This is a genomic window from Nonomuraea angiospora (genome assembly GCF_014873145.1).
Taxonomy (GTDB): domain Bacteria; phylum Actinomycetota; class Actinomycetes; order Streptosporangiales; family Streptosporangiaceae; genus Nonomuraea; species Nonomuraea angiospora.
This window is the reverse complement of the sequence record NZ_JADBEK010000001.1, coordinates 11,785,353-11,808,077: the sequence shown is the minus strand read 5'-3', so window position 1 is coordinate 11,808,077 and position 22,725 is coordinate 11,785,353. Positions and strand designations below refer to the sequence as shown.

Here is a 22,725-nt window from a genome sequence, read left to right as displayed (position 1 = left end):
CACCCCAGGGCCCGGCCTCCGGCTCGCCTTCCGGCTCGGAGGCGCCCGCATGGTGGCGGGCGCCTCGTTGGTCGGGGGCCTCGTGGGGTCACAGGGCCCGATGCGGGTCACAGGGCCCGATGCGGGTCACAGTGCCTGATGCGGTGGGGGCCTCGTGGGGTCACAGGGCCCGATGCGGTCGGGGGCTTGTGGGGTCACAGGGCGCGCTGTGGTCGGGCGGCCTCCTGGGGTCAGGGGGCCGCCCCGGTCAGGGCCCTGGTCGTCAGGCGGAGGACAGGCGCTTGGCGAACTCCGCCGCCGCCGCACCCGGGTCCTCCGCGTCCGTGATCGCGCGTACGACCACCACGCGGCGCACGCCGTACGACATCACCTCGTCCAGGTTCGCGAGGTCGATGCCGCCGATCCCGAACCACGGCCGCGAGGTCTCCAGCGCGGCCGCGTGCCGGAGCAGCGGCGGGCCGGGGGCCGGGCGGCCGGGCTTGGTGGGCGTGGGCCAGATGGGGCCGCAGCAGAAGTAGTCGACGCCCGGCTCCGCTGCCGCGGCGGAAGCCTCGGCCACGGAGTGGGTGGACCGTCCGATGACGATGTCGTCGCCGAGTATCTCTCGCGCGACCGTCACGGGAAGGTCGTCCTGCCCCAGGTGGAGCACGTCGGGCCGGGCGGCGTAGGCGATGTCCGCCCGGTCGTTGACGGCCAGCAGTTTGCCGTGCCGGTCGCAGGCGTCGCGGAAGACTTCGAGGAGCGCGAGTTCTTCGCGCGCCTCCAGGCCTTTCTCCCGCAGCTGGATGATGTCCACGCCGCCGGCCAGCACCGAGTCGAGGAACTCCGCCAGGTCGCCGCGGTCGCGGCGACCGTCGGTGCAGAGATAGAGGCGGGCTTCAGAAACCGAGGGCTTGGGCACGCCGCTTGACCTCGGTATGACGGCCGGCCTTGATCGCCTCGATGGGCGATCCGGGCAGGGACTCGTCAGGGGTGAAGAGCCAGCGCAGCGACTCGACATCGTCGTAGCCGGCGTCCAGCAACACGGTCAGCGTGCCGGGCAGGCCCTTCATCACGTCCTTTCCATCGAGGAACACCGCGGGCACCTGCGGCCCGCCGCTCCCCCGGCGAACGCCGAGCAGCTTATGGTCCTTGAGGAGTTGCTTGGCCCGCCCGATCGGAAGGTCGAGGCGCGAGGCCACTTCGGGGAGCGTGAGCCACTCGTCGACGAGTTGGTCGGTCTCCCGGTCGATCTGTGCAACAGAAAGCGTCACGAAACCACAACTACCACATGCCGCGCTTGCTCAAACAACACAATCCCGTAGAGAGACTTCTGGATCTACCAGGCGTTCCGCGTCGAGACGGTGTCCCGCGTCGATGATTCTGCGCCCCTGTACGAGGTCTCGAGGCCGGTCCACGGCGAGCACCGCGGCCAGGGCGTCGTCGGCCGTGAGCCAGACGGCCGACCACTTGCCCTCCGGCTCGCCCCGGTAGATCAGCCGCTCGCCTGCCAAATGATGACCTGCATATTGCACCATGTGCCCGAATTGCTCCGACCAGAAGTACGGAACGGGATCGTACGCGACGTCCTCGCCCAGCAGGCTGGCGGCGGCCACCTCGGGGGCGTTGAGCGCGGTGTCCCAGTGCTCGACCCTGAGCCTGGTCTGCCAGCGGCGCGACCACCAGGCGGCGCAGTCGCCGACGGCGACCGTGTTCGGCAGGGAGGCGCGCAGGTGCTCGTCCACGACGACGCCGTTGTGGAGGTCGATGTCGGCGCCGGTGAGCCATTCGACGGCGGGGCGCACGCCGATGCCCGTGACCACCACGTGGGCGTCCACGAACTCGCCGCCCACCAGCCGCACGCCGCCCTCGTCCACGGAGTCGACCATGGTGTCGAGCCGCAGGTCGATGCCGTCGTACCAGCGCTGGGTGCGGGCCCCGATCTCGGCGCCGACGGCCGTCGCGAGCGGCGCCGGGCCGGCCTCGATCACGGTCACCGCGCACCCGGCGCGGCGGGCGGCGGTGGCCACCTCCGCGCCGATCCAGCCGGCGCCGATGATCACGACGCGGGCGCCGGGGACGAGCATGGCCCTGAGCTCGTGGGCGTCGTCGAGCGTGCGCAGCACGTGTTGCGGGCCGTCGCCGGGCAGCCTGATCGGCTCGGCGCCGGTGGCGATGACCAGCCCGTCGTAGCGGAGCTCGCCCTCGGTGGTCTCCACGACCCCCTTACGCAGCGCCTTGGCACTGACCCCCGCCTGGAACTCCACGTCGAGCGCGGCCAGGTCGGTGTCGACGTAGCTGGTGTCGGCGTCGCCGAACAGCACGGCCTTGGACAGCGGTGGACGGTCGTAGGGGCGATGCCGCTCCTCGCCGACCAGCGTGATCCGCCCCCCGAACCCCCGTGCGCGCAGCGCCTCCACGGTGCGCACTCCGGCCAGGCCCGCTCCCACCACCACGACTTCGTTCACGTTCATGACCCTAACGTGGGCCGGTGTCCGGGTGTCGCAGCGAGGCCGTAGGCTGGGGGCGTAAGACGCGCGGGAGTCCGGCCGTGACCGGGCTGAGAGGAAGGCTGCCATCGGGCCTTCGACCGCAAGACACCTGATCCGGATCATGCCGGCGAAGGGAGCGCGGATGGATGTGATCGTGGGCGGCGGGGTCGTCGGCCTCTCCCTGGCCTGGCGGCTGGCCCGCGAAGGGCGGCCCGTCACGCTGGTGGACCCTGCGCCCGCCTCGGGGGCCTCACACGCGGCGGCGGGGATGCTGGCGCCGGTCAGCGAGGTCACCTACACGGAGGTGCCGCTGCTGCGGCTCGGCGTGGCCTCGCTGCGCCGCTGGCCCGGCTTCGCCGCCGAGCTGGCCGCCGACGCGGGGCTGCCCGGCGCCGAGGCCCTGGACCTGCGCTCCGAGGGGACGCTCGACGTGGCGTTCGGGGCGGACGACCTGGCCGCGCTGGACGAGCTGGCCGCGTACCTGGAGAAGCTGGAGCTGCCCGTCCAGCGGCTGACCGGCCGCGAGTGCCGCCGGCTGGAGCCCATGCTGGCCCCCTCGGTGCGGGGCGGGCTGCTGGCCGCCGGCGACTCCTGGGTGGACCCGCGCCGCGTGACGGCGGCGCTGCTCGCCGCGCTCGACCGGCGGGGAGTCCGGCTCGTACGGGCGCGCGTCGCCGAGCTGCTGCGCGACGGCGGCCAGGTCACAGGCGGCCAGGTCACAGGGGGCCAGGTCACAGGCGGCCAGGTCACAGGGGGCCAGGTCACAGGGGGCCAGGTCACAGGGGTACGCCTGGAGCCGCCCGGCGACGACGACGGGCGGGCCGAGCTGCGGGCGGATCGGGTGATCCTGGCGGCCGGGGCGTGGAGCGCCGGGCTGGCCGAGGTGCCGGTCCGGCCGGTCAAGGGGCAGATCATGCGGTTGCGTTCGCCGCAGCCGCTGCTCACCCGGTGCGTCCGGGGCACGGTGCACGGCACGCCGGTCTACCTCGTCCCCCGGGGCGACGGCGAGCTGGTGGTCGGGGCCACCCAGGAGGAGATGGGCTTCGACACCAGGGTGACCGCGGGCGGGCTCTACGAGCTGCTGCGCGACGCCCGGGAGCTGGTGCCGGGCATCACCGAGCTGGAGGTCTCCGACGTGGTGGCCGGGCTGCGGCCGGGCACGCCGGACAACCTGCCGCTCATCGGCCCGAGCGGCACCCCGGGGCTGGCGCTGGCCACCGGCCATCACCGGGGCGGCGTGCTGCTGGCGCCGCTCACGGCGGACATCCTGCTGGGCGAAGAGGGCGAGCTCGCGGCAATGTGCTCGCCCGGGAGATTTCGGGATATTTCATGATTGTGATGATCAACGGGGCCTCGCACGAGGTGGCCGACGGCATGACCGTGGCGCAGGCCGTACGCACATTGACCACGGCCACCACCGGGGTGGCCGTGGCCGTCAACGACGAGGTGGTCACGCGGAGCTCGTGGGAGACGACGGCGCTCAGCGACCGTGACCGGGTGGAGGTTCTGACGGCGGTGCAAGGTGGATGATCTGATCATCGCCGGGGAGAGCTTCTCCTCCCGGCTCATCATGGGCACCGGCGGCGCGCCCTCGCTGGAGGTGCTCGACCAGGCCCTGGCCGCGTCCGGCACCGAGCTGACCACGGTGGCGATCCGGCGGCTCGACCCGAGCGCCCGGGGTTCGGTCCTGGACGTGCTGCGCAAGCGGGACATCAAGGTGCTCCCCAACACCGCGGGCTGCTTCACGGCGGGCGAGGCCGTGCTGACGGCGCGGCTGGCCAGGGAGGCCCTCGGCACCAACTGGATCAAGGTCGAGGTCATCGCCGACGAGCGGACCCTGCTGCCCGACCCGATCGAGACGTTCGACGCGGCCGAGCGGCTGGTGGCCGACGGGTTCGTGGTGCTGCCGTACATCGGGGACGACCCCGCGCTGGCGCGGCGGCTGGAACAGGCGGGCTGCTCGGCGGTGATGCCGCTGGGCGGGCCGATCGGCTCGGGCCTCGGCATCCGCAACCCGCACAGCATCGAGCTGATCGTCGAGGCCGTGTCCGTGCCGGTGGTGCTCGACGCGGGCATCGGCACGGCCAGCGACGCCGCGCTGGCGATGGAGCTGGGCTGCGCCGCCGTGATGCTGGCCACGGCGGTCACCAGGGCGCAGCAGCCCGAGCTCATGGCGCTCGCCATGAAGCAGGCCGTGGAGGCCGGACGGCTGGCGCGGCTGGCGGGCCGCATCCCGCGCAGGCGCTACGCCGAGGCGTCCTCACCGATGACCCCCTGACCCGAGTGCCGATGGCCCCCGGCCCGAGTTCCGATGATCCCCGGCCCGAGTTCCGATGGCCCCCGGCCCGAGTTCCGATGACTCGCTGACCCGAGTGACGCGTGGGGAGCTGGGACGTTCCAACGGGAACGTCTCAGCATCGGTTTCGGGCGGCGAGGCCCTCCCAGTGGCAAAACGCCCGTAAACTCAGCGGGGTGGATACGACGACTGCGGACCCCCTGGTCGGGCGGCTCCTCGATGGGCGCTACCGCATCGAGAGCCGGATCGCCCGGGGCGGTATGGCGACCGTCTACCTCGCGCTGGACGTCCGCCTGGACCGGACGGTGGCGCTGAAGGTCATGCACCGCTCGCTGGCCGAGGACCCCGCGTTCGTGCGCAGGTTCATCGGCGAGGCCAAGTCGGTTGCCCGCCTCTCCCATCCCAACGTGGTGCACGTCTTCGACCAGGGCACCGACACCGATGTCGTCTACCTGTCGATGGAGTACGTGCCCGGCAAGACGCTGCGCGACATCCTGCGCGAGCGCGGCAGGCTGCCCGCCCGCGAGGCGCTGGAGATCATGATCCCGGTGCTCGCCGCCCTCGGCGCGGCCCACCAGGCCGGGATGGTCCACCGCGACGTCAAGCCGGAGAACGTCCTGATGACCGACGACGGCCGGGTCAAGGTCGTCGACTTCGGCCTGGCCCGGGCCATCGAGGCCACCAACCAGACCCGCACCGGCGTGATGATCGGCACCATCGGCTACATGGCGCCCGAGCAGGTCACCACCGGCGCCGCCGACGTGCGCAGCGACGTCTACGCCGCGGGCATCATGCTGTTCGAGCTGGTCACCGGCCAGCAGCCGTATGACGGCGCGACGCCCATGTCGGTGGCCTACCGGCACGTCCACGACACCGTGCCCGCGCCGTCGTCGGTCGTCCACGACGTGCCGCCGCTGATCGACACGCTGGTGGCCCAGGCGACGGCCCGCGAGCCGGACCAGCGCCCCGCCGACGCGACCGCGATGCTCGTGGCCGCCGTCGAGACGCACCGGATGCTGCCGCGCCTGACCAACCCGCCGGGCTCACACCCGCAGGGGCCCTCTGCGGCCCCACACGCGCGGACGCAGGTCTTCAACGCCTCCGGCGCCGCCTCGATGCCCCAGCCCGCCCCCGCCCACACCATGATCCAGCCGCGGACGGAGGTGCCGCCTCCGGCGCGGCGGGCGGGGTTCAAGCCCCACTGGTTCCTGGTGCTGCTCGCCGGAGTGATGGTGGTCGCGGTCGGGGTGACCGGCTGGTACTTCGCGCAGCCCGAGATGGTCTCCGTGCCCGACCTGGTCGGCAAGAACCTGGCGCTGGCCAGGAAGAGCGCGGCCGCGGCCGGGCTCAAGGTGCAGGAAGCCGAAGGCCGCAACGACGAGAAGACGGCCGCGGGCCTGATCCTGCGCACCGACCCGGCGTTCGGCGCCGAGGTGGAGAAGGGCACCACGATCACGCTGGTCCCCTCGCTCGGGCCCAGGCGCATCGTCGTGCCCAACACCGAGGGCATGACCGGCGACCAGGCCCGCGCCAAGATCGCCGAGGCCGGGCTGACCGTGGGCGTCGTCAAGCGGCTGGCCAACCAGGAGATCGAGCGGGACAAGGTCATCCGCACCTCGCCGCAGGTCGGCGAGAAGGTGCGCCAGAGCGCCAGGGTCGACATCTACGTCAGTGCCGGGATGGTCATGCCTGACGTCGACAACATGCCCAAGGACGAGGCCGCCCAATATCTCGGCGGCCTGGGCTTCCAGGTGCAGGTCAACGAGGTGGACGACGACGCCGAGCCGTGCACGGTCATCGCGCAGACGCCCAAGGCCAAGTCCGAGGTGGACAAGGGCGCGCAGGTCATGATCACGGTGGCGCGGTGCCAGCGGGACTTCTGGGACTGGCTCAACCGCAACGGGGACAACCAGGCCCGCGACGACCAGCAGTTCGCCCTGGTTCCGGCGGTGATCGGAAAGAATATCGGGGACGCCAAGGCGGAGTTAGAGGCACTGGGGTTCAAGGTGCGGGTGCAGCGGCTGGGCAACCGCGGGGTGGTCCAGTTCCAGCGGCCGCTGCCCAACAGCGAGCGGCCGCAGGGGAGCACGGTCGTCCTCTGGCAGTGAGGCCCGCCTTGGGCGAGGGGTGCGGTCCCTTCGGGAGGTGAGGGCGGATGAGGGCGATCGCACGATGCCTGAAGTCCGCCCACCCAGGCCGCAGGCCAGGCGCGGGCGGTCAGGGGGTGGCGAGGTGGCCGTGGAGGCGGACGCGGGCGAGGCCGCCGTCCGGGTAGATGTCCACTCGTACGTGCGTGACCGGGTCCGGGTGGGCCAGGCGGAAGCGGTGCGGGGTGTCGGGCTGCAGGCGGGTCCTCGGGAGGAGCTCCACCTCCCGGTCACCGTCCAGACCCGTCAGCGAGACCGCGCCCGGCGCGTTGAACAGCAGGTTCGTGGTGTCGATCTCGGCCAGCCCGATCACGCCGCGCCCGGCCAGCCGGATGACCAGCCAGTCGTTCCCCTCGCCGCGGCGGCGGGCGGTCTCCCAGCCCTCTGCCTGGTGGCGGGCCAGGCCGGGGGCGATGACGTTGTTGGGGGCCGAGTAGAACTCGTCGGAGCAGGCGGTGACCAGGGCGCCGTTCGCGAGCGCGGCCAGGTCGAGGCCGAGCCCGTCGTACACGGACAGGTCGGGCCGGGCCTCCCCGTGCACCCGGAGGCGGGCGACGCCGCCGTCGGGGAAGATGTTCAGCCGCACGTGGGTGAACCGGCGCTCGTCGGTGACGGCGAAGTGGTGCTCGCTGTCGCCGGTGAGCTCGGACCGGGGCACGATCTCCGTCCACTGAGCGGCCTCGAGCTCGTCCGGGGAGGGGTGGCCCTCGACCGAGGCCGCCTCGACGCAGGCGTGGGGCGGGTAGTTGCCCTTGAACCAGGCCGTGTCGATCACCACGCCCCGGATCACGCCGGGGACGCCGAGCCGTACCAGGGCCCAGTCGTGGCCGGGTGAGCGGCGCCGGCGGGTCTCCCACCCGTCGTAGACCTGGCCCTTGTTCCCGAACGTCTCCGCCTGGAAGCCGGGCCGCCCCGGCCGGATCAGGCTCTCCTTCTCCGCGAACGACTCGTCGCTGGCCGCCACGACGGAGCCGCCCAGCGTGCGCAGGGCAAGGTCGGGAAGGGTGCTGAAGCCTGGCAAATCTACTGCTCTCCCAACAGGAATCGTCCGTGCGGCACGTCGTCCACGGGCCGCCCGCGCAGCCAGGTGGTCAGGACGGCGCCCTTGAGGACCCGGCCGTGGTACGGGGTGACCGGGTTCTTGTGGTGCAGGCGCGCGGCGTCCACGGGGTTGTCGGCGGCCGGGTCAAATGCCACCAGATCGGCATCATTACCCGGCTTTATCCCGCCTTTTCCGGAAATTTCGGCCATCGTCGCCGGATTGGCTGACATCCAGCGCACCACGTCCCCCAGCCCGTACCCCCTCCGCGACGCCTCCGTCCAGACCGCCGGCAGCTCGAGCTGGAGCGAGGCGATGCCGCCCCAGGCGGCGGCGAAGTCAGGCACCTTGAGGTCGGCGGTCGAGGGCGAGTGGTCGGACACGACGCAGCTCAGCACGCCCCTGGCCAGCCCGTCCCACAGCAGGTCGCGGTTGGCCTCGGAGCGGATGGGCGGGCAGCACTTGTACGCGGTCGCCCCCTCGGGCACCCGCTCGGCCGCCAGCGTCAGGTAGTGGGGACACGTCTCCGCCGTGACCGCCACCCCCTCGGCCCGCGCCGACTCCAGCACCTCCAGGCAGGAGGCGCTGGAGACGTGCAGGATGTGCACCCGGGCGCCGGTCAGCGCCGCCAGCTCCACCACCCGCGCGACGGCGCTGCGTTCCGACTCTCCCGGCCGCGACTCCAGGAACTCCCGGTACGTCGGCCCGGCCGGCTCCAAGAGCAGCGCCGGGTCCTCGGCGTGCACCACCATCACCCCGCCGACCGCGGCCACCTCGGCCAGCGCCTCCCGCAGCTCGGAGTCGCCGAGCGGCGGGAACTCCTCCACCCCCGACGGCGACATGAAGCACTTGAACCCGTAGACACCGCGCTCGCGCAGGGGCGCGAGGTCCTTGACGTTGCCCGGCACGGCCCCGCCCCAGAAGCCCACGTCCACGTGGCACTGGCCCTCGGCGGCCCGCAGCTTGGCCTCGAAGGCGGGCACGTTCACGGTGGGCGGGAGGGAGTTGAGCGGCATGTCGAGGATCGTGGTGACGCCTCCGGCGGCGGCCGCCCTGGTCGCCGAGCCGAACCCCTCCCAGTGCGTCCGCCCCGGCTCGTTGACATGAACGTGGGTGTCGACCAGGCCGGGGAGCAGGGCCAGGTCGCGCAGGTCGATGTCCTCGGCGGCGTCGAGCGGGGCGGCGTAGTCGTACAGGCCCGCGATCTTCTCGCCGCGCACGGCCACCGCCGCCGCCCGCTCACCCTCGGGGGTGACGGTGCGGCGGGATCGGATCACCAGATCGATCATCTAGTCCCCTTGGAGATGGACGGCGGCCAGCCGCGCGGCCAGGCGTTCGAGCAGGGGCCCGGCCTCGGCCATGCAGCGTTCGGGGTCGGGTTCGAGGTCGGTGAGGGCGTAGGCGGCCTCGATGCCGGCCGCCCGCAGCTCCTCGTCGGTGAGCGTGCGGCGCCCGCAGACGGCCACCACGGGGACGCCCGCCTCGGCCGCGGCCCGCGCCACCCCGACGGGGGCCTTGCCGCGCAGGGACTGCTCGTCCAGCGAGCCCTCGCCCGTGATCACCAGCCGCGCGTCCTTGACCAGCTCGCCGAACCCGAGCAGGTCGAGCAGGTAGCCGATGCCGGGCCGCAGCTCGGCGTGCAGGAACGCCAGCGCGGCGAACCCCACCCCGCCGGCCGCCCCCGCCCCCGGCGCGCCCGCCACGCCCATCGCGCGCGGCGTGTCGTCGTGCTCGACCGCGCCCATCAGCCCGTGGGTGGCCGTGGCGACGGCGGCCAGCCGGGCCAGACCGGCCTCCAGCGTCCTGACGTCGTCGGGGGTGGCGCCCTTCTGGGGCCCGTAGACGGCGGCGGCGCCGTGCGGGCCGAGGAGCGGGTTGTCCACGTCGCTGGCCACCACGAACTCCACGCCGGAGACGTCCACGAACCCCGACAGGTCGATCCGGGCGAGCCCCTTCAGCGCGGCCCCGCCCCGGGGGAGGTCGTCGCCGTCGGCGTCCAGCAGGCGCGCGCCGAGCGCCTGCGCCATGCCCGCTCCCCCGTCGGTGCAGGCGCTCCCGCCCAGCCCCAGGACCACGCGCTTGGCGCCCCGGCGCACAGCGTCCGCGATCAGCTCACCCGTGCCGTGGCTGGTGGCGGTCAGCGGCTCGTGCCCGCCGGGCAGGCGGCGCAGCCCCGACGCCTCGGCCAGCTCCACCACCGCCGTCGCGCCGGCGTCCTGCCAGGCGTACGAGGCGGAGATCCGCTCGCCGGTGGGCCCGGTGACCTCGATCGTGACCCGGCTGAACCCGCCGGCCACGGCCGCGTCCACGGTGCCGTCGCCTCCGTCGGCCACCGGCAGCTCCACCGTGGGCACGCCGAGCCCGGCCGAGACCCGGGCGGCCACCTCGGCCGCCGTCAGCGACCCCTTGAACTTGTCGGGGGCGACCAGAACCTGCTGAACCACTACGAACCCCTACAGGATGGTGAACAATGTCCTGACACGCCTTCCTGCCCGGTGCGAGCGGGCAGGAAGGCGTGACTCATCATCACATCCCCGCGCCGCGCGGGCCGTCCGGGGCCCGTTCCGGAGACCGCCCGGAGGGTCAGGAGACCGTGCGGATGAACTCCTCCAGCGAGTAGCGGCCGTCCTGGTCGGAGTCGGCGGCCTGGCTCATCGCCCCCAGCGCCTCCGCCGGGAGGCCAGGGAAGTGCCGCTTCAGCTCGGCCTCGCTGATGTAGCCGTCGCCGTCGGTGTCGATCGACGCGAAAGTGCTCTTGAGCTGCGCCAGCCGCTCGTCGGGGAGTTCCTCGGGCACGGGATCGCCTTCCTGCTCGTTCGGGACATTCCCACCCTAGTCTCCCGGTCAGTGGAGCTCCTTGGCGGCGGTCAGGCCGCGTTCGTCCGCCAGCCGCATCAGCCGGCGGTGGGCCTCGGCGCCCGCGCGCCCGGCGGCGTCCTGGGCGACGGTCCTCAGCTCGCCGTCCTCGACCACGACCCGGCCGCCGACCAGCACCCGCGCCAGGGGCGGCGGGGGGCCGAAGACGAGCGCGCAGACGGGGTCGGCCACCGCCGAGGTGAAGGGGCCGTCGACGCGCCACAGGGCGAGGTCGGCCAGCTTGCCGGGTTCGAGGGTGCCGAGTTCGTGCTCGCGGCCGAGGTTGCGGGCCCCGCCGAGCGTGGCGATCTCGAGGGCCTGGCGGGCCGTGAGCGCCTGGGGGCCGTACCTGGCGCGCTGGAACAGCAGGGCCTGCCGCAGCTCTCCCACGAGCGGCGTCAGCTCGGAGGAGGCGCTGCCGTCCACGCCGAGGCCCACGTTCGCGCCGCGGCGCAGCATCTCGGAGACGCGGGCGATGCCGGCGCCGAGCCGGCCGTTCGACGAGGGGCAGTGCGCCGAGCCCGTGCCGGTGGCGGCGAGCTTGCCGATGTCGTCGTCGCTGAGGTGTACGGAGTGCGCGAACCACACGTCGGGCCCCAGCCAGCCCAGCTTCTCCATGTAGTCCACGGGCCGCAGCCCGAACTGGGCCAGGCAGTGCTCGTCCTCGTCCGAGGTCTCGGCGACGTGCGTGTGCAGGCGGACGCCCTTGGCCCTGGCCAGGGCGGCGGACTCGGTCATCAGCTCGGCGCTGCAGGAGAACGGCGAGCACGGCGCGACCGCGATCCGCAGCATCGAGGAGAAGGACGGGTCGTGGTAGGCGTCCACCGCCTCCGACGTGGCGGCCAGGATCTCGTCCAGCGCCTCGACCACGACGTCCGGCGGCAGCCCGCCCTGCGACTCGCCCCGGTCCATCGAGCCGCGGGCGGGGTGGAAGCGGATGCCCACCTCGCGGGCGGCCTCGATCTCTGCCGCGAACAGGTCGCCCCTTCCCTTGGGGAAGAGGTAGTGGTGGTCGCTGGAGGTGGTGCAGCCCGACAGCGCCAGCCAGCCGAGGCCCGCCGTGGCCGCCCCGTTGACCACTTCGGCGTCCATGGCGGCCCACACCTGGTAGAGCGCGACCAGCCACTCGAACAGCGTCGCGTCCTGGGCCAGGCCCTGCGAGGCCCACTGGTAGAGATGGTGGTGGGTGTTGACCAGGCCGGGGGTGGCCAGGCAGCCGGTGCCGTCGATCCGGGCCGCGCCCGGATCGACGGGCGCCGGCCCGGGGCCTAGCTCGGCGATCCGGTCCCCCTCGATCCTGATGTAGCCGGACCGGATCTCCGGGCCGGCGACCGGCGCGATGTGGACGTTCTCGATGAGCAGGCTCACCCGGCGGCCGCCTTCCGCTCGGCGGCCAGCCGCACCGCTTCGATGATCTTCTCGTAGCCGGTGCACCGGCACAGGTTCCCGGCCAGCGCCTCCCTGATCTCCGCGTCGGAGGGCCGCTCCACCCGCGCGATCAGGTCGTGCGCCTGCACCAGCAGCCCCGGCGTGCAGAACCCGCACTGCACGGCCCCGCACTCCACGAACGCCTGCTGGACCGGGTCGAGCCGGTCCTCCTCGGCCAGCCCTTCGACGGTGCGCACCTGACGCCCCTCGGCCTGCCCGGCGGCGACCAGGCAGGAGCAGACCGGCACGCCGTCGAGATAGACCGTGCAGGATCCGCACTCGCCCTGCTCGCAGGCGTTCTTGGAGCCGGGGAGCCCGACGCGCTCGCGCAGCACGTACAGCAGGCTCTCGCCTTCCCAGACGTCGTCGGCGATCTCCTCGCGGCCGTTGACGGTGAAGGTGACGCGCATCAGGCGGCCCTCCTTCCCAGATGGTCGTTCCAGGCCCAGGCCAGCGTGCGGCGGGCCATCACGCCGATGGCGTGCACCCGGTAGGCGGCCTTGCCCCGTACGTCGTCGATCGGCGCCGCGGCCGCCGCGCACAGCTCGCCGAATCGCCTGCTCAGCGCCGGGTCGAGCGGCGCCGTCCAGTCCAGCTCGCGGGCCAGCAGCTCCTCGGCCTCCAGCGCCCGGCGCGGCGTGGGCGCCGCGGAGCCGATCCCCGTGCCGACCCGCCGCTCGCCCGGGTGCAGCGCGATCGCGAACGAGCACACCGCGATCACCATGGCGTTGCGCGTGCCGACCTTGGAGAAGTACTGGGGGCCGGTCGCGGGCCTGACGTGGACGGCCCTGATCAGCTCGTCCGGCTCCAGCGCGCTGCGCTTGACCCCCAGGTAGAACTCGTCGGCCGGGATCATCCTGACGCCGCGCTCGCGCGACTCCGCCTCGACCACCGCGCCGGCCGCCAGCAGCGGCGGGTGGCTGTCGCCGGCGGGCGAGGCCGCGCCGAGGTTGCCGCCGACGGAGCCGCGGTTGCGGATCTGCGGCGAGCCGACCGTGCGCGCGGCCTGGGCGAGCCCCGGCAGCGGCCCGGCCAGCTCCTCGATGATCCGCGCGTACGGCACCGCGGCCCCGACCCGGCACATGCCGCCCGCCGTGCCGCCCACCGTGCCGCTCACCGTGCCGCCCACCATGGCCCACTCCCGCAGCTCGGCCACCTGGTTGAGGTCGAGCAGCGCGGCGGGCCTGCGCACGTCCATGTTGATCTCCACCATGACGTCGGTGCCGCCCTGGATGGGCACCGCGTCGGGCCGGTCCGCCTTGGCGGCCAGCGCTTCCTCCCACGTCGTGGGTCGCAAGAAGTCCATGTCTCCTACTCCCAGGCGAATCCGGCGCCGGGTGCGTCCTCCCGCAGCACGCTGCCCTCGATCAGCCCGTAGGGGCGGTCGGCGGCGTGGAAGACCTCGTTCTCGTTGTCCAGGCCGAACGGCGACAGGTCCACGGCGAAGTGGTGCTTGTTCGGCATCGCGAGCCGGATCTCGCAGATCTCGGGACAGGTGTTCAGGGCGCGCTCGCCCATGGCGTAGAGGGTCTGCTGGAGCGACAGGCTGTGGGTGTCGGCGAACGCGTCCAGCAGGCACTGCCGCACCTGCTCGTACGACTTGCCGTACGAGGGCGTGTCCCCCGCGTGCCGCCAGCGCGCGGCGACGGCGGTGGCCAGGACGCGGTCGGTGGTGGGCGGCAGCGTGGTGTACTCGTCCACGATGTAGCCGTGGAACTCCGAGCCGGTCGTGTTCATCAGCACCAGGTCCTTGAGCCCGGACACCACGGTGGAGCGGCCGTCCCGGTCGCGGTGGACGACGCACGTGCGCACCTCGCCGCCGTCGCGGACGAACGAGTGCGGCCCGCGGCGGGTCCACCCGTACTCGTCGATCTCGACCCTGGCGTGGTGGACGGTCGGCTGCCCGTCCACGAAGTGCCCGGCCAGCAGGAGGGCGAACTCCTCGATCTGGCCGACGCCGTGCTTCTTCGCCAGCGCGTACGCGGTGTTCTTCTGCGTGTCGGTGGGCAGGACGGCGGCGTTGTCGCCGGTCAGGTGGACGGCCTCCATGTCGCCGGAGAGGGAGGTGCTGACGTTGAGGTCCTTGACGTGGTGGACGGGGCCGTCCCTGACCACGCGGACGAGCCTGGTCTCCGCCTTGCCGTAGCGGTTGGGTCCGAGCTTGATGGACATCTAGCTCCCTCGGTAGGTGGAGTAGGCGTACGGGCTGAGCAGCAGGGGCACGTGGTGGTGCCGTTCGGGGTCGGCGACGGTGAAGGTGACGACGACCTCGGGGTAGAACGTCTCCTCCAGATAGGCCCCGGTGTCGAAGACGACCCGGTGGACGCCGGCGCCCGGGTTCCAGCCCTTGATGCGCCCGTCGTCGTCGGTGTGCCCCTCGGCCACCACCCGGCCCTCGTGCTCCAGCCGGACGTGGACGCCCCGCGCGGGCAGCCCGGTGACCGCGTTCAGCACGTGCGTCGAGAAGCTCATGTCCCCTCCTTCATGAGCTTGCGCAGCCGCAGCGCGGTGATCGCGGCCAGCTCGCCCCGCACGGCCGCCCGCTCGCTCTCCTCGTCGTTGCCCAGCCGCTCGCGCAGCCTGGCCAGCAGCTGGGCCCCGGTGAGCCCGGTGGCGCAGACCAGGTAGACGTGCCCGAACCGGTCCTCGTACTGCTTGTTTCCCGCGGCGAGCGCCTGGCGCGCCTCCTCCTCGACTCCTGACTGCTCCTGGCGCGACCACGACGCCTGCCTGCCGTCGCCCGCAGCCCGCTCCCCGATCCTCGGGTGCGCCCGCAGCGCCTCCATCACGTCGTCCCACCCCAGGTCCCGGACTGCCGCCTCGGCGGTCGCGGCGAGCTCGTCGACGTCGTCGTACGGCCGCAGCGCCGCCACCTTCGCGGCGAAGGCGCGCGAGGCGCAGCAGGCCAGCAGCGCTTCCTCGGCGCCGGCCGGGGACCTGGCGTTGAAGTCGCTCAGCGTGTCGGGCATGTCAGAAGTACACACACTCGCTTCGTGCCCGGTCCATCCGCGAGAACTCCGAACCGGCCACCCCTTCGGCCAGGACTTTTCGTGTCATCATCCAACCGGCGGGGCGACGCGCCCGCGCCGGGATGTCGGGGCGTGCGCCTACACTGAGAGCCATCATGACCCCAACATCCCTGATCGGCGGGCACGTGCTCGTCACGGGCGGCCTCGCGACGGGCGGCCTGAAATACATGGCCGAGATCGGCGCCGAGATGATCCAGGTCTTCGTGACCAACCCGCGCGCCTGGGCGCTCGCCGAGGGCAAGCCCGAGGAGGACGCCAAGCTGGCCGAGTCGGGCGTCGAGGCGTACGTCCACGTGCCCTATCTGGCCAACTTCGGCTCGCCCAGCCCGGAGACCCTGGCCAACTCCATCGCGCTGGTGCGCCACACGCTGCGGCGCGGCGCCGAGATCGGCGCCAAGGGGGTCGTGGTGCACACGGGCTCGGCGGTCACCCAGTCGCGCGACGACGCCCTGCGCCAGGTCCGGGAGACCCTGCTGCCGCTGCTGGAGGAGATCCCCGACGGCGGGCCCGACCTGCTGCTGGAGCCGATGGCGGGGCAGGGCGCCATGCTCTGCGCCACCGTCCAGGACATCGAGCCCTACCTGGCCGCGCTCGACTGGCATCCGCGCGCCGGCATCTGCCTCGACACCTGCCACGCCTTCGCCGCCGGCCACGACCTCGCGGCGCCGGGCGGGGTGAAGGAGACGTTCGACGCGCTGCACGAGATCGCCCCCGGGCGGCTCAAGCTGATCCACGCCAACGACTCCAAGGACGTGTGCGGCGCCAAGAAGGACCGGCACGAGAACATCGGGGCCGGCCACATCGGCGCGCAGCCGTTCGCCGAGCTCATGCGCCACCCGGCCGTGGCGGGGGTGCCGATCTGCATCGAGACGCCGGGCAAGGCGCCCAAGCACGCCGAGGACATCGCCCTGCTGAAGAAGCTGCGCGACTCCTGACCCGGCCGGCTCGTCGTGAAAGGGGCGCCTGCTCGCGCGATCCGGCCGCCCCCGAAGGGCCGAATCGCGGGGCCGGCTGAGGGCCTCAGCAGGCGCCCCTTCACGTGACCGGCGTGGCGGGCCCCACCCCCGGATGGGGGCCCGGCAGCCGTGGTGACCTGCGCGGTCACCGGTGAAGCCGGCGCATCAGGCCTGTTGTGAGCCCCCCGGCTCGTCCCCCCCGATGCGCCGGAGTGGCTTTCCGTTGCCGAAACACTACGGTCGCGATCTTGCGGGCGATACCCTGTTTTCGGACAGCTCGTTGAACGGTCCGTAGTCATCGCCATACGGAGAGTGCTGTTACGATGAGCGGTCGCCGTGCTGCGACGAGCGGTAGTCCCGTGGGCCCGCGAGGTGCTCGGGCAGGTGCATCCGGGCCATCATCCGCCCCACCCCGCGCGGCATCCGACCCGGTGTGACCAGGGAAATCATCACCATCGCGGCAAACGCCACCGGCACCGCCACCGGCGCGGGGTTGGACGTGAGCACGCCCATCTTCACGCCCGCCTGCTCCTCGACCACCAGCACCGCCGTCACGCCCCCGCCGAGCGCGAACCCGGCCGCCACCCCCGCGTCCGTCAGCCGCCGCCACCAGATCCCGAGCACCAGCAGCGGGCAGAGCGTGGCCGCCGAGAGGCTGAAGCCCAGCAGGACGAGCGCCACCGACGCCCGCGGCCCGGTGAGCGCCGTCAGGGCGAGCGCGGCCAGCAGCACCAGGCACACGGCCGCGCGGAAGGCGCGGACCCCGGCCCTGGCCAGGCAGGCCGACACCGCTCCCCCGACCGCCACCAGCACGCCCGTCGTGGTGGCCAGGAAGGCGGCGAACGCCCCGGCGGCCAGCGCCCCGGTGAGCGCGTCACCGACCGGCCCTGGAAGCAGCCTGGCGGGCAGCAACAGCACGATCTCGTCCGGTGGCCCCGCGTGCACGTGCCCGTGCCCCAGAAGCCCGTACAGCGGCGGCACGACGCAGAACACCGCCAGCATGACCTGCGTCGCCACGATCGACCGCCTGGCCTCGCGCCCGTCGCTGTTGGTGTAGACCCGGACGATCACGTGCGGCAGCCCCATCGTGCCGAGCGCGCAGGCCACCAGCACGGTCAGCACGCCGGGCAGCGACGGGTCGCCCACCCCCGCCAGCCCCGGCTCGGCGGCCCGGTACGCCCCCTCGAACCAGGTGACGGACCGCGCGCCCGCCCCCCACCAGCACACCGCCCCCACCCCGGCGAACACGACCAGCTTCAGCCAGAACTGCGCGGCCAGCACGCTCGTCACGCTCCCCAGCCCGCCCCCGCAGGCCACGACGAGCGCCGCCGAGGCGATGGCCACCCACCCGAGCCACGGCGGGAGCCCGGTCAGCAGCCGCACCACCGCCCCGGCCGCGTGGAACTGCGCGACCATGAACGCCAGCCCGATCACCAGGACGAGGAACGTGGCCGAGCGCCGCAGCCTGGCCGATCTCAGCCGCCACTCGGCGAAGTCGGGCAGCGTGTACGTCCCCGACCGCCGCAAGGGCGCGACGACGAGGGCGAGGATGACGACGAACCCGGCCGTGGCCCCCAGCGGGTACCACAGCATCGGCCCGCCGCGGGTGGCGATGAGCCCGGCCAGCCCCAGGCAGGCCGCGCCCGAGGTGACCTCGGAGGCGATGGCGGCGCCGTTCCACCAGGGCGGAACGGCCCTGGCCGCCACGTGGAAGTCGCAGACGCCGCTGGCGCGGCGCGGTCGCGCGGAGCCCACCATGACGCCCAGCACCAGCACGAAGGCGACCCCGGTCAGCACCGCGACGGTCATCCGTCCGCCCGCCCCAGCCGCAGCCCGCTCATCTCTCCAGCCGCTCCGCCCGGTCCAGCCGCAGCCCGCTCACCTTTCCAGCCGCTCCGCGCGCCTCAGCTGCAGCACGGCCAGCACGACCCAGACCCCCTGCACGGCCAGCGAGAGCGCGAACCAGGCCCAGGGAGCGGGCACCCACACGGCGATCACCGGGACGCCCGCCAGCAGCGCGGCCACGGCGCCCACGGTCAGCAGCGCCTGCCGTAACTGCCGCCCCACGATCGCGGGCACGTCGGGCCCGCCGTCGTCCGGGTCGAAGCGGTCGCGGGAGCGCCCGAGCGCGGCCGGCCTGCGGGAGACGACCACCCGCCGCTCCGCCGTCACGAGATCACGCCCCGGTGGTGGCGTACGAGCTGCTCGCGCACCTGCCGGGTGTGCCGCCTGCTGACCTGCAGTGTCTCGGTGCCGACGGTGAGCGTCACCCGCCCGCCCTCGAAGCACAGCTCGCTGACGTGCCGCCCGGAGACCAGCGTGCTGCGGTGGATGCGGATGAACCCGGCGTCCGACCAGCGCCGCTCCAGCGCGGCCAGCGACATGCGCACGAGGTAGCTGCCGTCGGCGGTGTGCAGCCGCACGTAGTCGCCCTTGGCCTCGGCGAACCAGACCGCCTGCTGCGGCACGAACCTGGTGCGCCCGCCCAGCTCGACCGGGATCACCTCGTCCTGGCCGGGCTCGGGCGCGGGCAGGGAGGTGGCCTCCAGCCGGCGCACGGCCTCGGCCAGGCGCTCGGCCCTGACCGGCTTGAGCAGGTAGTCGACGGCCTCCAGCTCGAACGCCTGCACCGCGCACTCCTCGTGCGCCGTCACGAACACCAGCCGGGGCGGGCTGGGGAACCCGCCGACCAGCCGGGCCAGGTCGAGCCCGTCGAGCCCGGGCATGCGGATGTCGAGGAACACCCCGTCGAGCCGCTCGCCCCCGCCGATCATCTGCACCATGTCCTGCAGCGCCGTGACGCCGTCGGCGGCGGTCGCGACGTGTTCGATCCGTTCGTCCTGGCGCAGCAGGTAGGCGAGCTCCTCCAGAGCGGGGACCTCGTCGTCGACGGCCAGGACTCTCAGCATGTCCTCCACGCTGCCGTATGAAAGCAAAGGTCACAAGCGACACGCCAGCTCAGCGTAATGAAATGACTACAACGAGCTAAGCTGGCTCTTGGGCACCCGCAGCCGCACCTTGGTGCCCGCGCCCAGCGCCGTCTCCACGACGAGCCCGTAGCCGTCGCCGTAGATCTGGCGCATCCGCAGGTCCACGTTGGCCAGCCCGATGCCGCTGCCCTCGCGGGCCGGGTCCTCGTCGAGCATCCGCCGCGCGCACTCCGGGTCCATGCCCGCGCCGTCGTCCTCGACCGTGATGTGCGCCTCCGGGCCCGCGTCGCGCACCACGACCCGCACCTCGCCGGCGCCGCCGCGGCCCCGCATGCCGTGCTTGATGGCGTTCTCGACGAGCGGCTGCAGGCACAGGAACGGCACGGGTACGGGCAGCACCTCGGGCGCCACCTGCATGGTGAAGCGCAGCTTGTCGCCGAATCTGGCACGTTCCAGCAGGAGGTAGCGGTCGACGCAGGTCAGCTCGTCGGCCAGGGTCGTGAAGTCGTGCGCCCGGCGCAGCGCGTACCGGGAGAAGTCGGCGAAGTCGAGCAGGAGCTCGCGGGCGCGCTTGGGGTTCGTGCGGACGAACGAGGCGATCGTCGTGAGCGCGTTGTAGACGAAGTGCGGCGAGATCTGCGCCCGCAGCGCGCGCATCTCCGCCTCCAGCGCGCGCCGCCGCGAGGCGTCCAGGTCGGCGAGCTCCAACTGGCCCGACACCCAGCGGGCGACCTCCGTGACGGTGCGCACGAGCGCGGCGCTCACCTCGTCGTCGAAGGCCGCCAGCGTGCCCACGACCGTGCCGTCCACCGTCAGCGGCACCACGACCGCGCCGTGCGGCTCGCCGGCGAACACCTGGGGCCGCCCCGCCGCCAGGGCGGCCCGGGCGTAGGTGAGCACGTCGTCGGTGCACGGCCCCTCCCAGGCCAGCGCGGCCTCGGTCGAGGTGATCGCGACGGCCTGGGTGCCGAGCAGCGTGCGCAGGTGCCGTACGGCCTTGCGGGCGGAGTCGCGGTTGAGCCCGGTCCGCAGGGCGGGGGCGGCCATCGCGGCGATGTGCAGCGTCGTGAACGTCGCCTCGTCCGATCTACGGCCCTCCGGCAGCGCCACGAGGCGCCACCGGGCGCGGGCGAGCCCGTAGCCGGCGACGAAGGCCAACGAGGCCAAGGAGGAGGACAGCGCCACGCACGCGGTGGTCAGCACGGGGAAAACCGTAGCCAAAACAGAGCGTGTCCGGGGGAAAACCAGGAGTGAAGTCTAGGGGGGTCCCTCCCCGGGTTCTTCCTGGTAGGAGTAGCGCTGCTCGCGCCAGGGGTCGGCGATGTTGTGGTAGCCGCGCTCCTCCCAGAAGCCCCGGCGATCCTCGAGGAGGTATTCGATGCCGCGCACCCATTTGACGCTCTTCCACGCGTACAGGTGGGGCACGACGATCCGCAGCGGGAAGCCGCGCTCGGCGCTGAGCGGCTTCTCGTCGAGCTCCATGGCGAACAGCGTGTCGGGGGCCGCGAAGTCGGCCATCCGCAGGTTGGCGCTGTAGCCGTACTCGGCCCAGATCATCACGTGGCGCACGCCGGGAGCGGGCGGGGCGGCCGCCATGATCGTGGCGGGGGTGACGCCGGACCACTCGTTGGCCATGAGCGAGAACTTGGTGACGCAGTGGAAGTCCGCGATGCGGGTGGACCGCGGCAGCGCCTCGAACTCGCTCCAGGAGAAATGGTGCTCCGCCCCCGACGCGGTGGCGCCGAAGACCCGGAAGTCCCAGCTCTCCGGTTTGAACCGGGGCACCCTGCCGTAGTGGATCACGGGTCGGCCGCGCGGCACGTACTGGCCTGGAGGCAGGCGCGACTCCTCCACGATCACTCCCCTCACCTGACTCGCCGTCTGGGGCCATCCTGCCATCGGATCGATGAGGCTTCGCGGGCGGGTCGGGTGCGCTATCCTTACGGCCTATGCGCAACGCGTCCCTGTTTTGGTATGGCGACGGACCCGAGTCCGTTCGCCATCTGACGCTGCGCTAGCAGACAGGCGAACGAAGGCCCCGGGTCCGACAGGACCCGGGGCCTTCTGTGTTTCCGGACGAAGGAGCTGTACAGAATGGTGATCGTGATGGGCCCCGAGGCCACCGCGGATGATCTTTCGGCGATCGTGTCGGTCGTCCAGGCGGCCGGGGTCGAGGCTTTCGTCAGCAAGGGCGTGAAACGGACGATCGTCGGCCTGGTCGGCGACGTGACCCAGCTCGACCCGGTCGCGTTGCGCGGCATGGGCGGGGTGCGCGACGTCATGCGCGTGTCCACCCCGTACAAGCTGGTCAGCAGGGAGAACCACCCGGAACGCTCCACGGTCCACGTGGGCGGCGTGCCGATCGGCCCCGACACCGTGACGTTGATCGCGGGGCCGTGCGCGGTGGAGACGCACCAGCAGACGCTGGACGCGGCCAGGATGGCGCAGGCGGCCGGGGCGGTGCTGCTGCGCGGCGGGGCCTTCAAGCCGCGCACGTCGCCGTACGCCTTCCAGGGGCTGGGCGAGCAGGGCCTGCGCATCCTGGCCGACGTGCGCGAGGAGACCGGGCTGCCGATCGTGACCGAGGTCGTGAACGCCCAGGACGTCGAACTGGTGGCCTCCTACGCCGACATGCTGCAGGTCGGCACCCGCAACATGCAGAACTTCGCGCTGCTGCAGGCGGTCGGGGCGGCGGGCAGGCCGGTGATGCTCAAGCGCGGCATGACCGCCACGATCGAGGAGTGGCTCATGGCCGCCGAGTACATCGCCCAGCGCGGCAACCTGGACATCGTCCTGTGCGAGCGGGGCGTCCGGACGTTCGAGACGGCGACCCGCAACACGCTCGACGTCTCGGCCGTGCCGGTGGCACAGCGCCTGTCGCACCTGCCGGTGATCATCGACCCGTCCCACTCGGGCGGGCGGCGCGACCTGGTGCTGCCGCTGACCCGCGCGGCCATCGCGGTGGGCGCGGACGGCGTGATCATCGACGTCCACCCGCAGCCCGAGCAGGCGCTCTGCGACGGCCCGCAGGCCCTGGTCGACGCCGATCTGGGCGAGCTGGCCCAGGTCATGAACGACTTCCCGGCGCTGCTCGGCAAGTCCGCCGCGGTCGCGGCCACCGTCTGACCCGCTGATCCGATGCCGTATCCGTGCCTGCCACGAGCGATCCCGCGCGTACGTACGGCCGGCCGCCGCCACGAGCCGAGCGGCCGGCCGTACTCAGAAGTAACTTGAGTACGTGACCCCATGCGGCCGGCTGTGGCGCGGCGCGACGATGGCCGCATGACGAAGCCCATCCAACCCACGCAGACCACCGCGTACTACGTCCAGGCGATCCTGTCGTTCGCCGTCTCGCTGTCCTCCGTGGTGATCGCCCTGGTCTACCTGCCCGTCGAGGGGTGGGTCAGGGCGTTCCTCGGGCTCGGCCTGCTGTACGTCGTCACCTCGACGGTCACGCTGTGCAAGGTCGTACGGGACCGGCAGGAGCAGTCGGAGGTCAGCAAGCGCGTCGACCAGGCGCGGCTGGACAAGCTGCTGACCGAGCACGACCCCTTCAAGGTGAGCACCTGAGGG

Annotated in this window: 25 protein-coding genes and 1 riboswitch; of the genes, 7 read left to right on the top strand and 18 right to left on the bottom strand. The window is 72.8% G+C overall.

Translation table 11 applies throughout. The annotated features are described in order from the left end of the window. Positions 1-262: 262 nt before the first annotated feature. From thiE to H4W80_RS54180, 3 genes are read right to left on the bottom strand one after another with little or no spacing between them, the layout of a single operon-like run. Positions 263-901, bottom strand: a complete 639-nt coding sequence (thiE, locus tag H4W80_RS54190; protein WP_318787512.1) for a thiamine phosphate synthase — start codon at positions 899-901, stop codon at positions 263-265. After that, on the bottom strand, positions 879-1,253 hold the full coding sequence (locus H4W80_RS54185) for an Rv2175c family DNA-binding protein (protein ID WP_318787511.1): 375 nt from the start codon (positions 1,251-1,253) through the stop codon (positions 879-881). The genes thiE and H4W80_RS54185 overlap by 23 nt, the downstream gene beginning before the upstream one ends. A gap of 30 nt (positions 1,254-1,283) precedes the next feature. After that, a complete protein-coding gene (locus tag H4W80_RS54180) occupies positions 1,284-2,453 on the bottom strand; it encodes an NAD(P)/FAD-dependent oxidoreductase (RefSeq protein ID WP_192792195.1) in 1,170 nt (389 codons plus the stop codon). A gap of 53 nt (positions 2,454-2,506) precedes the next feature. Then, positions 2,507-2,624, top strand: a riboswitch (TPP riboswitch). Here H4W80_RS54180 and H4W80_RS54175 point away from each other — a divergent pair. The 4 genes from H4W80_RS54175 to pknB all read left to right on the top strand — a co-directional run bounded on the left by H4W80_RS54175 (position 2,614) and on the right by pknB (position 6,875). Next, positions 2,614-3,804: an FAD-dependent oxidoreductase gene (locus tag H4W80_RS54175; protein WP_192792194.1), complete on the top strand. Its 1,191-nt coding sequence runs from the start codon at positions 2,614-2,616 to the stop codon at positions 3,802-3,804. It overlaps the preceding riboswitch by 11 nt. 5 nt (positions 3,805-3,809) lie before the next feature. After that, positions 3,810-4,001 (top strand): sulfur carrier protein ThiS, encoded by a 192-nt coding sequence (gene thiS / locus H4W80_RS54170; protein WP_387557547.1) that lies wholly within the window; start codon positions 3,810-3,812, stop codon positions 3,999-4,001. Further along, the gene (locus tag H4W80_RS54165; protein ID WP_192792193.1) at positions 3,994-4,749 is read left to right on the top strand and encodes a thiazole synthase; all 756 of its coding nucleotides are present in this window, start codon (positions 3,994-3,996) and stop codon (positions 4,747-4,749) included. The genes thiS and H4W80_RS54165 overlap by 8 nt, the downstream gene beginning before the upstream one ends. 194 nt (positions 4,750-4,943) lie before the next feature. Beyond that, complete coding sequence (pknB, locus tag H4W80_RS54160) at positions 4,944-6,875, top strand: Stk1 family PASTA domain-containing Ser/Thr kinase (RefSeq protein ID WP_318787510.1); 1,932 nt, start codon at positions 4,944-4,946, stop codon at positions 6,873-6,875. 109 nt (positions 6,876-6,984) lie between these two features. Here the strand turns inward: pknB and alc are convergent, their stop codons facing one another. The 10 genes from alc to uraD form a co-directional block, all read right to left on the bottom strand. Beyond that, a complete protein-coding gene (alc, locus tag H4W80_RS54155) occupies positions 6,985-7,935 on the bottom strand; it encodes an allantoicase (RefSeq protein ID WP_192792192.1) in 951 nt (316 codons plus the stop codon). A gap of 2 nt (positions 7,936-7,937) precedes the next feature. After that, entirely contained in the window at positions 7,938-9,242 is a 1,305-nt protein-coding gene (gene allB, locus H4W80_RS54150) for an allantoinase AllB (RefSeq protein ID WP_192792191.1), read from the bottom strand. Further along, positions 9,243-10,397 (bottom strand): glycerate kinase, encoded by a 1,155-nt coding sequence (locus tag H4W80_RS54145; protein ID WP_192792190.1) that lies wholly within the window; start codon positions 10,395-10,397, stop codon positions 9,243-9,245. Between the two features lie 139 nt (positions 10,398-10,536). Continuing rightward, the gene (locus H4W80_RS54140) at positions 10,537-10,749 is read right to left on the bottom strand and encodes an EF-hand domain-containing protein (protein WP_185072944.1); all 213 of its coding nucleotides are present in this window, start codon (positions 10,747-10,749) and stop codon (positions 10,537-10,539) included. 48 nt (positions 10,750-10,797) lie between these two features. Then, positions 10,798-12,177, bottom strand: a complete 1,380-nt coding sequence (locus tag H4W80_RS54135) for an 8-oxoguanine deaminase (RefSeq protein ID WP_192792189.1) — start codon at positions 12,175-12,177, stop codon at positions 10,798-10,800. Further along, entirely contained in the window at positions 12,174-12,647 is a 474-nt protein-coding gene (locus tag H4W80_RS54130; RefSeq protein WP_192792188.1) for a (2Fe-2S)-binding protein, read from the bottom strand. Before H4W80_RS54130 ends, H4W80_RS54135 begins: the two co-directional genes overlap by 4 nt. Then, positions 12,647-13,543, bottom strand: a complete 897-nt coding sequence (locus H4W80_RS54125; protein WP_192792187.1) for an FAD binding domain-containing protein — start codon at positions 13,541-13,543, stop codon at positions 12,647-12,649. Before H4W80_RS54125 ends, H4W80_RS54130 begins: the two co-directional genes overlap by 1 nt. Before the next feature lie 5 nt (positions 13,544-13,548). Beyond that, positions 13,549-14,409 carry a factor-independent urate hydroxylase gene (pucL, locus tag H4W80_RS54120; protein ID WP_192792186.1) on the bottom strand — a complete coding sequence of 287 codons (861 nt, stop codon included), beginning with the start codon at positions 14,407-14,409 and terminating at the stop codon, positions 13,549-13,551. Next, a complete protein-coding gene (uraH, locus tag H4W80_RS54115; protein ID WP_192792185.1) occupies positions 14,410-14,709 on the bottom strand; it encodes a hydroxyisourate hydrolase in 300 nt (99 codons plus the stop codon). Then, complete coding sequence (gene uraD, locus H4W80_RS54110; protein ID WP_192792184.1) at positions 14,706-15,206, bottom strand: 2-oxo-4-hydroxy-4-carboxy-5-ureidoimidazoline decarboxylase; 501 nt, start codon at positions 15,204-15,206, stop codon at positions 14,706-14,708. Before uraD ends, uraH begins: the two co-directional genes overlap by 4 nt. Before the next feature lie 155 nt (positions 15,207-15,361). Here uraD and H4W80_RS54105 point away from each other — a divergent pair, with 155 nt between their 5' ends. Continuing rightward, positions 15,362-16,201, top strand: coding sequence for a deoxyribonuclease IV (locus H4W80_RS54105; protein WP_192792183.1), 840 nt, complete (start codon positions 15,362-15,364; stop codon positions 16,199-16,201). A gap of 339 nt (positions 16,202-16,540) precedes the next feature. Here the strand turns inward: H4W80_RS54105 and H4W80_RS54100 are convergent, their stop codons facing one another. From H4W80_RS54100 to H4W80_RS54080, 5 genes are all read right to left on the bottom strand, one after another. Continuing rightward, positions 16,541-18,031, bottom strand: a complete 1,491-nt coding sequence (locus H4W80_RS54100) for a sodium:solute symporter family transporter (RefSeq protein ID WP_192792182.1) — start codon at positions 18,029-18,031, stop codon at positions 16,541-16,543. 69 nt (positions 18,032-18,100) lie between these two features. Beyond that, positions 18,101-18,394 (bottom strand): hypothetical protein, encoded by a 294-nt coding sequence (locus H4W80_RS54095; RefSeq protein WP_192792181.1) that lies wholly within the window; start codon positions 18,392-18,394, stop codon positions 18,101-18,103. Further along, a complete protein-coding gene (locus H4W80_RS54090; RefSeq protein ID WP_192792180.1) occupies positions 18,391-19,131 on the bottom strand; it encodes a LytR/AlgR family response regulator transcription factor in 741 nt (246 codons plus the stop codon). Before H4W80_RS54090 ends, H4W80_RS54095 begins: the two co-directional genes overlap by 4 nt. 66 nt (positions 19,132-19,197) lie before the next feature. Continuing rightward, positions 19,198-20,355 (bottom strand): sensor histidine kinase, encoded by a 1,158-nt coding sequence (locus tag H4W80_RS54085; protein WP_318787509.1) that lies wholly within the window; start codon positions 20,353-20,355, stop codon positions 19,198-19,200. Between the two features lie 54 nt (positions 20,356-20,409). Continuing rightward, positions 20,410-21,006 carry a molybdopterin-dependent oxidoreductase gene (locus H4W80_RS54080; protein WP_318787508.1) on the bottom strand — a complete coding sequence of 199 codons (597 nt, stop codon included), beginning with the start codon at positions 21,004-21,006 and terminating at the stop codon, positions 20,410-20,412. A 240-nt stretch (positions 21,007-21,246) separates the two neighbouring features. Here H4W80_RS54080 and aroF point away from each other — a divergent pair, with 240 nt between their 5' ends. Together aroF and H4W80_RS54070 are read left to right on the top strand one after the other, a co-directional pair. Continuing rightward, complete coding sequence (aroF, locus tag H4W80_RS54075) at positions 21,247-22,278, top strand: 3-deoxy-7-phosphoheptulonate synthase (protein ID WP_192792178.1); 1,032 nt, start codon at positions 21,247-21,249, stop codon at positions 22,276-22,278. 156 nt (positions 22,279-22,434) lie between these two features. Further along, positions 22,435-22,722: a YiaA/YiaB family inner membrane protein gene (locus tag H4W80_RS54070; protein ID WP_192792177.1), complete on the top strand. Its 288-nt coding sequence runs from the start codon at positions 22,435-22,437 to the stop codon at positions 22,720-22,722. Positions 22,723-22,725: the final 3 nt, after the last annotated feature.